Annotated in this window: 11 protein-coding genes; 1 reads left to right on the plus strand and 10 read right to left on the minus strand. The window is 62.5% G+C overall.

What is annotated here, in order from left to right; genetic code table 11:
- Position 1 precedes the first annotated feature (1 nt).
- The 8 genes from ACNQPL_RS19725 to ACNQPL_RS19760 form a co-directional block, all read right to left on the minus strand.
- Positions 2-1,093, minus strand: a complete 1,092-nt coding sequence (locus tag ACNQPL_RS19725) for a glycosyltransferase (protein WP_346615370.1) — start codon at positions 1,091-1,093, stop codon at positions 2-4.
- 45 nt (positions 1,094-1,138) lie between these two features.
- Positions 1,139-1,912: a glycosyltransferase family 2 protein gene (locus tag ACNQPL_RS19730; protein WP_416467678.1), complete on the minus strand. Its 774-nt coding sequence runs from the start codon at positions 1,910-1,912 to the stop codon at positions 1,139-1,141.
- A gap of 66 nt (positions 1,913-1,978) precedes the next feature.
- A complete protein-coding gene (locus ACNQPL_RS19735) occupies positions 1,979-2,935 on the minus strand; it encodes a glycosyltransferase family protein (RefSeq protein WP_416467648.1) in 957 nt (318 codons plus the stop codon).
- Between the two features lie 48 nt (positions 2,936-2,983).
- Complete coding sequence (locus ACNQPL_RS19740) at positions 2,984-4,387, minus strand: PIG-L family deacetylase (protein WP_416467649.1); 1,404 nt, start codon at positions 4,385-4,387, stop codon at positions 2,984-2,986.
- Positions 4,384-5,280, minus strand: coding sequence for an antimicrobial resistance protein Mig-14 (locus tag ACNQPL_RS19745; RefSeq protein ID WP_346615421.1), 897 nt, complete (start codon positions 5,278-5,280; stop codon positions 4,384-4,386). The genes ACNQPL_RS19740 and ACNQPL_RS19745 overlap by 4 nt, the downstream gene beginning before the upstream one ends.
- Positions 5,280-6,410: a glycosyltransferase gene (locus tag ACNQPL_RS19750; protein WP_416467651.1), complete on the minus strand. Its 1,131-nt coding sequence runs from the start codon at positions 6,408-6,410 to the stop codon at positions 5,280-5,282. The genes ACNQPL_RS19745 and ACNQPL_RS19750 overlap by 1 nt, the downstream gene beginning before the upstream one ends.
- On the minus strand, positions 6,394-8,151 hold the full coding sequence (locus ACNQPL_RS19755) for a carbamoyltransferase (RefSeq protein WP_416467652.1): 1,758 nt from the start codon (positions 8,149-8,151) through the stop codon (positions 6,394-6,396). The genes ACNQPL_RS19750 and ACNQPL_RS19755 overlap by 17 nt, the downstream gene beginning before the upstream one ends.
- A gap of 148 nt (positions 8,152-8,299) precedes the next feature.
- Positions 8,300-9,136, minus strand: coding sequence for a 23S rRNA (adenine(2030)-N(6))-methyltransferase RlmJ (locus tag ACNQPL_RS19760; RefSeq protein WP_416467654.1), 837 nt, complete (start codon positions 9,134-9,136; stop codon positions 8,300-8,302).
- Between the two features lie 182 nt (positions 9,137-9,318).
- Here ACNQPL_RS19760 and ACNQPL_RS19765 point away from each other — a divergent pair, with 182 nt between their 5' ends.
- Positions 9,319-9,579: a hypothetical protein gene (locus ACNQPL_RS19765; RefSeq protein ID WP_416467655.1), complete on the plus strand. Its 261-nt coding sequence runs from the start codon at positions 9,319-9,321 to the stop codon at positions 9,577-9,579.
- An 80-nt stretch (positions 9,580-9,659) separates the two neighbouring features.
- Here the strand turns inward: ACNQPL_RS19765 and putP are convergent, their stop codons facing one another.
- Both putP and ACNQPL_RS19775 read right to left on the minus strand, forming a co-directional pair.
- Complete coding sequence (gene putP / locus ACNQPL_RS19770) at positions 9,660-11,138, minus strand: sodium/proline symporter PutP (RefSeq protein ID WP_416467656.1); 1,479 nt, start codon at positions 11,136-11,138, stop codon at positions 9,660-9,662.
- Between the two features lie 105 nt (positions 11,139-11,243).
- Positions 11,244-11,426, minus strand: coding sequence for a hypothetical protein (locus tag ACNQPL_RS19775; protein WP_416467657.1), 183 nt, complete (start codon positions 11,424-11,426; stop codon positions 11,244-11,246).
- Positions 11,427-11,441 lie beyond the last annotated feature (15 nt).

The raw sequence follows: 11,441 nt of genomic DNA on the forward strand, positions 1-11,441 counted from the left end.
CTCAGCCGCGCAGCAGGCTGGCCGAGCCACTGCTGAAAGCCTGCCAGGCCGCTTCCGGCGCCAGCGCCTGACGCTGCCGGGCGGCCAGCGCCGCCGCGCTACGGGCATCACAGCGCTCGATCGCCTGGGCCCAGACCTGTACATCACCCACCGGCAGGTAGCAGCCGGTGTCCCCCAATTGCTCCCGGAACACCGGGAGGTCGCTGCAGATCACCGGCACATCGGCCATTACCGCTTCTTGTACGACCAACCCCAAGCCTTCGGCGCGCGAGGGCACCATGAGCCAGTCAAACGCCCGGTAAAGTTGCTGCAAGTCATCATGGTGCCCACAGAGATGGACGCGGCCATGCAGGCCGAGTGCGTCGATTCGTGACTGCAGGGCCGCTCGCTGAGGGCCGTCACCGATGATTGCCAACTGTGCATCAGGCTGCGCCGCAGTGCCCTGAGCGAATGCGTCGATCAGCATCTCGAAGCTTTTGCTCTCTACCAGCCGCCCCACGGCGCCCAGTACTTGCCCGCTGGTTTGTGGCAGCGCCAAAACCTGCCGTGCCCGTTCGCGGGTCATCAGCGACTCGATAAACGCGTGCGGTTCGAGCGCCATGCGCAACGTCTGCACTGGCCGCCCCAGGTCGCGCTCCAGCGCCTGGGCGAGGGTCTGCGAAACCGCAGCGATACTCAGCCGGTCGGCGGGGAACCTGGACAGCAGGCGAACATCGCTGGCGGTGAGACGGGTCTTGCCGTGGAACAGGACCTTGGCCCGCATACCAGGCAGCTGCAACAGTAATGGCAGCACCAGGCGCGCGACGCCCACGCCATCGAGCAGCAACACATCGGCCTTGGCTTCGGCCAACGCCCTGCGCAGCTTCAAGCGCAGCCATGGCCGCAGCAGGCGCCACAGATGCCGCCCCTTGAGCGCACGTTGCGGCATGTGCCATTCGCGGGTGGAGCCGAGCCCGCAACAAAGGCCGCTGCCCAGCAGCAGCCAGTTGCTGATACGGGCATCCGCACCCGCGTGCGACAGCACCTGCCGGTGAACCTTGTGAATGGACATGTACGGTGACCCGCCCGCCCACATCATGTTGACGATGTTCATGGGGATAGCGCCCCTCTCCCGTTCAAGCCAGGTGGGACTGCGATTTCAGTGAACAAAAATAGAAATTCCCATGCCTACCAAGGCACCCATAATCAGCGTCAATGCCAGCTTTACCCGATCGCGTTGGCGCCGCTTGGCCTTGCGCTGGACTTCTTCAGGCAAGGTTACGTGGCTGCCAAAGCCGGTGTGCAATACTGCATCACCTTCCAGCGTGACCGCTGTCAGATTCATCTCTGCGTAGCGACGGGAAAGCGCCTTCTCACCAGCATAGGCGGCAAATGGCGCACAGCGCTGATAATCGCTCAGGCGACGCAGGCCGGGGTTGAGCGAAAAGGCCTGCCACTCGGCTTTCTCGGAAAGCAGAGGGTAGCAAGGCACACCTGCGATCACTTGGCGATCGCCCAAGTGAATGTAGGGGCTGTGGATCGCCAGGTCATGGGCATAACTGCGCAGCCACACCTGCAACACCTCGGGGCTGGCCTGCAGTATCGACCTGGAATCTTCGACGAACGCCTGACGATAGAATTGCCAGTCGTCTTCGCAATGGAAGATGTAGGGCGTCTTGACGTGGCTGTAGGCCAGGTCGATCGAAGGCAACTGGCCAAGTTTGGGCCGATTCACGAACACCGTGCAGTACGGCTTCCAGTGTTCCGGCACGGCGCCATGCACCGCATCGTCCCCGGAGTCTTCGGTGATGAAAACCTCGCGTATGGGCGCAGTGTTATAGCGATCGAAACTCGCAAGGGTTTCCTTGAGCAGATCGAACCGACCGCAGCTGGTCACCACCAGGGTGACATCACTCTCTTCAGAAAAGCGCACCGGACTCCCTCCGCGTTGCGACAATCGACTTTCGCCTGCATTCCCTGAAAGCGAAAGTTCTTTTAATTAAAAGCCCAGCTTCAACCGCAACCGCTGCCATGCAGACAAGGGCGGATGCGGCCTGAGTGCCGGGCGCATGTGGTCGACGATGCTACGACCAACTTCACCGAAGCTGAAACGGGAAACCGCCAGATGGCGCCCATTCTCGGCAATTTGTTGGGCCAGGGCAGGGTCTGCCCGCAACGTGTGCAGCTTCGCCTGCAGCATCGGGATGCTGTCGTAGAACACCACGTTGTGCATGTCCTGAAGGCCCAGGGCGCGGTTTTCTTCCGCGCCCTGGTCAAAGGCCAGCAGCACGCAGCCGCAGGCCATGGCCTCGAAGTTCTTGATCATGTACTCGCCCATGCCGACATCGGCACTGACGAAGAAACGAATACGGTTGAGCGTGTTGCAATAGTCTTCGCCAGACTTGGTGCGCGTCACCACCAGGTTCTCCACCCGCCCCAGCTCATCCAGCAGTGCCTTGCGACCGCTGTAGGCGACGCTGTTGGTGCTGCCGACGAACGCCAGCTCGATGTCGCGCTCACGACCCTGGTCGGTCAACAGGTGCTCGTCGTAGCCCTTGGGCACGAACACCGCATCGAAACCTTCCTGGCGCAAGCGCTCGCTGACCATGTATCCAGAGCTGATCACCCGCGCCCAGGGCAACTTGCGGTAGTGCGCGCTGAACTTGCCGGTGTACTTGCAGGGGATGTAGTTCTGGTAGGCGTCGTGTTCGAGGATGACCAGGTTCGGCACTGTCTGGATGAACGACACCTGACGGATCTCCTGCTTGAAACGCAGGAAGAAGACAATGCGGTCATAGCGCTCGACCTGCACTTCGCGTTTGAAGTAACGGCGCAGGTTGCGCTGGTCTTCACTGGTCAGCCAGCGCAGGTCGCACTCACAGTTGGCCGCGACGCCGTCGTACAGGCGATCGAGGATGGCCCGCTGTTCCTTCTGCACCAGAAATAGGACTTTCATTGCTTTCCTTGGGCGCTCTGCGCCATCGCGGTCAACCATGGGCGTTGTCTACAGCTCACGGCGCCAGAACAGTTCATGCCGGCGCACGGCCTTGCGGAAGAATTCGTTCTCCCCGTAAGGCGACGGGCGGCGCCCGGCCAGCCAGCGCTGCAACAGCCGGCGCAGCCGGCGCTTGAACGGTGCGCGCGGCTGCAGGTCGTGCATCATGCCCAAGGCCATTGCCTTGTCGCGTTGCGTTGCCAGGTCCAGCACCAGAGAGCACGGCGCCCATGGCTGCTCGGCACTCAATTGCGGCGGCAAGGCCACACCGTCGCCGCTGTCGCCCATAGGCCAGCGGTCGTTGTCATGCAGGTGGTTGGCGTAGCACAGCAGCGTTTGCGGCTGCCATTCCAGGCCCTGCAAAGCCTCCAGCACGGCCGCCTGGGCACAGATGTGGTCCGGATGCGGGTCGAGTTGCGGGTGCGGCATGACCAGCACGTCGGGCTTGGCCAGCATCAGCAGTGCACGCAGGTCAGCCAGCAGGTTTCGCCAGGTTGGCGCACCATCGCCATCTGCCGGCAGCGGGAACGGGTTGAAGCGGCGGAACGGGCGAATATCGGCCATGTCGGCTTCACGTGAAGGCGCCGGCACATCGGGCGCAGCTTGCATGGTGGGCAGTTGCAGGCAGAAGTACCCCAACTGCACGCAACGCGACTCCGGCACCCCGGCCCAACGCGGCACGGCAATGCTGTCCCAGGCGCGCAGACGGCCCTTGAGGCGTGCCGCCTCGGCCTTGCCCAGGCCCATCTGCTGATAGTGCTCGGCCTCGATTTCGCCAGCGGTCAACGTGACCACCCAGGTTTCGTCGGCCTGGCTGTACAAGCCATAAGCGGCCAGCTCGGCATCATCGGCATGCGGCGCAATCACCATCACTCGACGGCGCTGCAACTCGACGCTGGGGGTTATCCACAGCCGAGGCTCGCCCTGCAGGCGGCAGTGGCGACCACGCAAACGCAACGTACCCGCTTGAAGCGGTGCAGCCAGCCCGGTCAGGTTGAGGAAGCGAACCCCAGCGACACCGCGCTCGAAAGCCTGCCGATCGCTGAGCTCATCTGCCAGCAACTCGACACGCGGGTCCAGAAAACGCCCCAACCAACCGCTCTTCACCCGAACTTCGAGGATTAGCGTTTCATCGCCCTGCAACGCCGCGCCCACCTTGATCACCCCGTCACGCAAGGTGACAGGCGCTTGCCGGGCCTGCTCGCCGAAGTTGTAGGCGTAGTTCTCGCCTGGCGCATAGAACAGATGGTCGGCAAACCACGCCTCGTGGGCAGCCCAGAGCAACGGCAACAGCAACAGCGGCAGCCACCACCAGGCGAATACGCCCAGGGCAACCAACGCCACCAGGCCGGCCAGCAGCCCCAGGCGCTTGTTGCGCCGGTGGCGCTTGAGCAACTGCTGCTTGCGGCTCACGCCTGGTACACCGGTACAGGGTTGCACCAGCGGTCCTTGTACTCGCGGTCGGCACGGCCGAACGAGAAGCGCAGGGGCTTGTTGCGCGTGCGGGCGTCTTCCCAGGCAGCCTGGGTATTGAGAAAGCTCAGTACGCTGCCGGGGCTGAAGGCCTTGGTTTCAGGGTCTACGCCGCCGTTGACGTATTCGACACTGACCCAGCCCGGCGCTTCGACGCGGTACACCAGCTGGATGGCGATGGGCTTGTCGTCGAGCAACAGCACCGACCCAATCAGCAGCTCGCGCAGGCGCTGCAGCACGTCCGCCATACGCTCGGCGCCGGTGGCCGGGAAGCCCCAGCGGCGCTGGAACAGGTCGCAGTACATAGCGGCGATTTCGCGGGAGCTGAAATCAGTGATCGGGCGCACCACGCCACCCGCCTCTTCCAGCAGGCGCAACTCGCGGCGCTGGTTGTAGCGGAATTTCTTCGACAGGTCTTCAGGCGCCCGGGCCATGGCCAGCTGTTCTTTCTGCGCCTTCAGGCCGGTAAAGCGCCCCTGGTTCAGCTCGGACAGGTAGCGCACGGCATGGCGCAACGGCGCGGCAGCGTCAGCGGCGGCCGGCAGAATGATCTCGGCATTGCCAAGGTCGAACAGGCCTTTCTTGCCGGCGCGCTTGAGCACGTCCTTGGACAGCGCCAGATGGCGCCCCCAGGTCGGCACGGCGGCCTTCAGCTCACCCGCCTGATGCCAACCCAGGTAGCGCACGGGTATCTGCGCCAGGTCAGCCAGTTGTTCGATCACCAGCGGGTGCGTGGCGACACTGCCACCGAATCGCGCCCACGCCTGGGCGTAGGTTGCCGCGTCGATAACCTGCCAACCCCGCTCACGGAAGGCCTGAATATGATTGAGCATCATGCCTGCCCCACCAGCGCACGCACTTGCGGCAGCTGCCAGAAGGCCTCGCGCACAGCCGCGTCGGAGAACCGCTCGTGCAGGCGCTGCAGCATGTGCGCGGCACACGCCTGGCGCTGCTGTGCGTCCAGCTTGGCCATATGCGTCAGGCCCTGGGCCAGCTGCGTGGCATCGCCCAGCGGGAACAACACGCCCACGCCTTCAACCACCTCGCGCGCACCACCGCAGGCGGTCGCCAGCACGGGTACGCCGGCCACCATGGCTTCGAGCAGGACCATGCCGAACGGCTCATGGTCAGAACTCAGCGCAAAGACATCGAACGCCTGGAAGTAGTGGCGGGCATCCGGCACCTGCCCCAGGAAGTCGACATGCCCGGCGATACCCAGCTCAGCGGCCAAGGCCTTGAGTTTGCCTTCCAGGCGCCCCTTGCCCAGGATCGCCAGGCGAGCCCCCGCAGGCAGCGCTGGGCGTGCCTCGGCAAACCCGCGCAACAAGGTGGCCTGGTCCTTGTCCGGATGCAGACGGCCGACGTTACCGACGACCCAAGCCTGAGCATCCAGCCCCAGGGCCTGACGTGCCTCGGCACGCGGCACCAGCGCTGCGTCGAGCGCGCCGATATCGATGCGGTTGTACAAGGTCTGAATACGCTCGGCCGGCCACTGCGGCAGGCAACGACGCATGTCGTCGCGCACCGCATCCGATACGCCGAGCAGGCTCAAACGTTTGCTGAACAGGTTGGCGAACAGCCGCCGCCCCTTGCGCTGATAGTCGCCGAACGCATGGTGCACGCCGATCACCGGCAAGCCCGTGGCCAACAAGGCCACGTAAATCGGCTTGAAGCGGTGGGCGATGCAGAAGCTGAAGTTGCGCTCGGCCGCGACCCGGCGCAGCGCCCGGATGGCACCGAGCTTCAGGCCGCGAACAGCCTTGGAGCTGAATTCGAGAAACAGCACCTCGTCCGACGCGCAGCCGGCCGCGACCTGCGGGTCGGCGGCGCCGGTGAGGAACACCGTGGTGACCTTGTAGCCGCTGCCCTGGAACAGGCTGGCGTATTGACGGGCGCAGTCGAGAAACGGCCCGTCATAGCCATGGCAGAACTGCAGGATGCGCGGTTCAGAGCGGCTGGTCATACGCGGCTGCGCCGTCCTTGACGACCAGGATGTCTTCCATGATCAGGTACTGCAGGTCCGAGCCGAAGAACATGTTCAAGGCATCGGTCGGCGAGCAGATCATCGGTTCACCACGGCGGTTCAGCGAGGTGTTCAGCGACACGCCGTTGCCGGTCAGGTCTTCCAGCGCTTTCATCATGTCGTAGTAGCGCGGGTTGTACTCGCGCTTGAGCACCTGGGCACGCGACGTGCCGTCCTCGTGAACCACTTCTGGTACGCGGGTCTTCCACTCTTCAGCCACTTCGAAGGTGAAGGTCATGAACGGCGCCGGGTGATTGACCTTGATCATCTGCGGGGCAACGGTGTCGAGCATCGACGGGCAGAACGGTCTCCAGCGCTCGCGGAACTTGATCTGGTGGTTGATGCGGTCAGCCACGCCTTCGACACTCGGGCAGCCGATGATCGAACGACCACCCAGCGCGCGCGGGCCAAACTCCATGCGGCCCTGGAACCAGGCCACTGGGTTGCCGTCGACCATGATCTGGGCGATCTGCTGCGGCATGTTGTCGAGCTTGCGCCACTTCGGTTGGTCCGGATGACGGGCGCAGGCAGCGATCACGTCTTCGTTGGAGTACGACGGGCCGAGGTAGACGTGTTCCATCTTCTCGACCGGCACGCCACGGGCGTGGGAAACATAGGCGGCCGCACCGACTGCGGTGCCGGCGTCGCCGGAGGCCGGCTGGACGAACAGCTCTTTCACGTCCGGGCGGGCAATGATCTTCTGGTTGAGCTTGACGTTCAGCGCGCAGCCGCCGGCGAAGGCCAGCTTGCCGGTTTCACGCAGGGTGTCGCCCAGGTAGTGGTCGATCATCTGCAACGCCAACTTCTCGAACAGCGCCTGCATGCTGGCCGCGTAATGGATGTACGGCTCGTCGGCGATGTCGCCTTCGCGCTTGGGGCCCAGCCATTCGATCAGTTTCGGCGAGAAGTAGAAACCTTTGCCCTTCTCTTTATACCGGCGCAGGCCGATAACGTTGGCGTACTCGGTGTTGATCACCAGTTCGCCGTTTTCGAAGCTGGCCAGGCGCGAGAAGTCATATTTGCTGGCGTCGCCATACGGCGCCATGCCCATGACCTTGAACTCGCCGTCGAGCATTTCGAAACCCAGGAACTCGGTGATTGCACCGTACAGGCCACCCAGAGAGTCCGGGTCGAAGAATTCCTTGATCTTGTGGATCTTGCCGTTTTCGCCATAGCCGAAGAAGGTAGTGGCGTACTCGCCCTTGCCGTCGATGCCGAGAATCGCGGTCTTCTCTTTGAAGCCCGAGCAATGGTAGGCGCTGGAGGCGTGGGCCAAGTGGTGCTCGACCGGCTCGATCTTGACTTTTTTCGGATCGAAGCCCAGCTGCTCCAGGCACCAGACGATCTTCTTGCGGTAGCGCTTGTAGCGACGGTTGCCCATCAGGATGGCGTCGAGGGCGCGGTCCGGTGCGTACCAGTAGCGCTTGGCATAGTGCCAGCGAGCTTTGCCGAACAGGCTGATCGGGGCGAACGGGATGGCAACCACGTCCACGTCGGACGGCTTGATGCCCGCCTGTTCCAGGCAGAACTTCGCCGACTCGTAGGGCATGCGGTTCTTCGCATGTTTGTCACGCACGAAGCGTTCTTCTTCGGCGGCGGCAATCAACTTGCCGTCGATGTACAGGGCCGCGGAAGGGTCATGGCTAAGGGCGCCGGACAGGCCAAGAATCGTCAATGCCAAGGGATTAGCCTCTTCATTCGGTAGAGATGCGCCAGCGGCCTCATGGGCGGGTGGCGGCTAAAAGGCGGGATTATAACGCAAACGAGAAAGACACACCGCCCCTTGTGGGGGCGGCGGTGCGGCAAATCTGCAGGGGTGCGGCAGTGGCTTATTCGGCGATCAGCCAGTCCATCCGGTAGCTGCCAGCGGTCTGCGCCAGCTCCTTGGCCAGCCAAGGCAGCAGCTCCCTGAGCTCCTCTTCCAGGCCCCACGGCGGGTTGGCAATGGCCAGGCCAGAGCCGTTCAGCCCCTGCGGGCTGTCCTGGTGGTGCACGTACAACTCGACCCGCAGCAGCTTCGGCGCGCCGGTGCTGGTGAGGTCTTGGTAGAAACGGGTGAGCGAGCGCTGGTCCTTGATCGGGTACCAGATGGCAGCAACGGTCTGACGCATGCGGCCAATCGCCTCTTTCAACGAGCTGGTGCAGCGCTTGAGCTCGTCAGCCTGCTCGAATGGCGGGTCGATCAGCATGATTGCGCGTTTTTCCTGCACCGGGAGCAACGCCCGCGGCACATGCCAACCCTCACCCAGGTGCACCACCACGCGCGGGTCTTTTTTCATGTTCTCTTTAAGCAGCGGCCCGTCTTCAGGGTGCTTCTCGTTGAGCAACGCCCGGTCCTGCTGACGCATCAGGCGGCGCGCCAGTTCTGGCGAACCAGGGTAGTAGCGCAATTCGCCATCGGCATTCAGGCGCTTGATGACACGCAGGTAGTCGGCAGCCATCGCCGGGACATCATCGCGATTCCACAAGCGTGCAACACCTTCGAGGTATTCACCGGTACGGGTCGCCTGATCGCCCTGCAGGTCGTACAGACCAAGGCCGGCGTGGGTGTCTATGTAGGCGAACGGCTGCTCCTTGCGCGACATCAGGGCGATGAGGCGGGTCAGCACGATGTGTTTGAGAACGTCGGCGTGATTGCCGGCGTGGAAGGCGTGACGATAGTTCATGGCAACTCCTGCGGGTGCCGCAAGTTTACCTTGTCACGCAGACGGAGTCAGGTGCGGCGGTCGACAGCAGCTCGGCGGGCCACCCGAAGACAGGCCTGAAGGCAAAAATGGAACGAGTTCCAGCTACTCCCGCACACTACCAGGCCTGACACTCATGCCTTCACACACCAGGAGTACATAGCATGAAGGCCTCTATAAATCTCGATAGAACCACGTCCGTACCCAAGCTCACCGGCACACTGGGCATCACCAACGCGGAATATACCGCCTACCTCGAATTGAAGAGGCCAGATGGCAGCGTCGATAACATGGTGGTCCCGGGCACTGGCAATGACACGTGGGTGCTCACGCTAGACAACTGCAAAGCCGGAGAGTACGAAGCATTGATCAAACCTAGGGTAGACAAGGCATTCGAAGCTACTCGGCTTCACTTCACGCTGTAACAGCTCTACGCAAAGCCCGAACGGTAACCCGTTCGGGCTTTGTGCTGTCAGCGGTATCGGTTACCGCAAATCAATCGGCACTACTTGTCAGCGTGATACGCCGCATCAGCAGTCTCGAAGCGCTGCACCATCGCCTGCGACGGGCTGCCCAGCTTGCTGACCACGAGGATGGCAATGCTGGCAAGCAGGAAGCCCGGTATGATTTCGTACAGGCCCCAGGTGTCGATCTGCTTCCACAGGATCACGGTCAGGGCGCCAACCACGATACCCGCCAGCGCGCCGTTACGGGTCATGCCCTTCCACAGCACCGAAATCAACACCACTGGGCCAAAGGCAGCACCGAAACCAGCCCAGGCGTAGGCCACCAGGCCCAGCACGCGGTTTTCAGGGTTGGCAGCCATGGCAATGGCGATCAGCGCCACAGCCAACACCATCAGACGGCCGACCCATACCAGCTCGCCCTGCGAAGCATTCTTGCGCAGGAAAGCCTTGTAGAAGTCTTCGGTCAGCGCACTGGAGCAGACCAGCAGCTGGCAGCTCAGCGTACTCATCACCGCCGCCAGAATGGCCGACAGCAGCACACCGGCAATCCACGGGTTGAACAGGATTTTCGCCAGTTCGATGAACACACGCTCATGGTTCTCGGTAACAGGGCCCGCCAGGTCAGGGTGCGCGGAGAAGTAGGCGATGCCGAAGAAGCCCACGGCGCAGGTGCCGGCCAGGCACAGGATCATCCAGGTCATGGAGATGCGACGAGCCTTGGCGATCGACTTGACCGAATCGGCGGCCATGAAGCGCGCCAGGATGTGCGGCTGACCGAAGTAACCGAGGCCCCAGCCCATCAGCGAGATGATGCCGATGAAAGTTGCACCCTTGAGCATGTCGAAGTTGGCAGGGTTCTGCGCCTCGATGGCCAGGAAGGTCGTGTCGAAGCCACCCGTGGAGATCAGCACGATGATCGGCGTCAGGATCAGCGCGAAGATCATCAGCGAGGCTTGCACGGTGTCGGTCCAGCTCACGGCCAGGAAGCCACCCACGAAGGTGTAGGCGATGGTCGCGGCGGCGCCGGCCCACAGTGCGGTCTCATACGGCATGTCGAAGGTGCTTTCGAACAGGCGCGCACCGGCAACGATGCCCGAAGCACAGTAAATGGTGAAAAACACCAGGATGACGACGGCCGAGATGATCCGCAGCAGGCCGCTCTTGTCTTCAAAACGGCTGGCAAAGTAGTCCGGCAGGGTCAGTGCATCGCCGTTGTGTTCGGTCTGCACGCGCAGCCGGCCAGCGACGAACAGCCAGTTCAGGTAAGCGCCGACGGTGAGGCCGATGGCGATCCAGGCTTCGGAAAGGCCGGAGAAGTAGATGGCGCCCGGCAGGCCCATCAGCAGCCAACCGCTCATGTCGGAAGCACCGGCAGAAAGCGCGGTCACCACGCTGCCCAGGCTGCGCCCGCCGAGGATGTAGTCAGAAAGGTTTTTGGTGGAGCGATAGGCGGCGAAGCCGATCAGCACCATTGCCGCGATGTAGATCACGAAAGTGATCGTCAGTGGATTGCCCATGCGTGTGCCCTGGCGTTTGTTTTTATCTCATGCACAACCGCAATGAGGCGGTTGCACCCAGGCGGCGAATCCTATGCAACAACGCAAACTGGGTGCAACCATTTTTCATTTGCAAGTTGCACCCGCTCGTGCAATTTCAGCTAATGCCTTGTTCTTGCTCCTTTTTGGAGCAAAAAACGCTTTTTTCAGACGAAAATGCACCGTAAACAATCCTTTATTTGATGTAGGAATTTTCGCCAGACGAGTTGCACCTTTTCGACGAAAAAAACGGGTTGCACCTGGTTGCACCTGAATTGTCCTACA

Origin of the sequence: Pseudomonas sp. LFS044, assembly GCF_047978245.1 — a bacterium.
In the GTDB taxonomy this organism is placed as follows: Bacteria; Pseudomonadota; Gammaproteobacteria; order Pseudomonadales; family Pseudomonadaceae; genus Aquipseudomonas.

Excerpts from the sequence above, each read along its gene's own strand:
- ACNQPL_RS19765 (WP_416467655.1), top strand. The coding sequence starts at position 9,319 with ATGAAGGCCTCTATAAATCTCGATAGAACCACGTCCGTACCCAAGCTC.
- ACNQPL_RS19735 (WP_416467648.1), bottom strand. The coding sequence starts at position 2,935 with ATGAAAGTCCTATTTCTGGTGCAGAAGGAACAGCGGGCCATCCTCGAT.
- ACNQPL_RS19760 (WP_416467654.1), bottom strand. The coding sequence starts at position 9,136 with ATGAACTATCGTCACGCCTTCCACGCCGGCAATCACGCCGACGTTCTC.
- ACNQPL_RS19725 (WP_346615370.1), bottom strand. The coding sequence starts at position 1,093 with ATGAACATCGTCAACATGATGTGGGCGGGCGGGTCACCGTACATGTCC.
- ACNQPL_RS19750 (WP_416467651.1), bottom strand. The coding sequence starts at position 6,410 with ATGACCAGCCGCTCTGAACCGCGCATCCTGCAGTTCTGCCATGGCTAT.
- ACNQPL_RS19745 (WP_346615421.1), bottom strand. The coding sequence starts at position 5,280 with ATGCTCAATCATATTCAGGCCTTCCGTGAGCGGGGTTGGCAGGTTATC.
- putP (WP_416467656.1), bottom strand. The coding sequence starts at position 11,138 with ATGGGCAATCCACTGACGATCACTTTCGTGATCTACATCGCGGCAATG.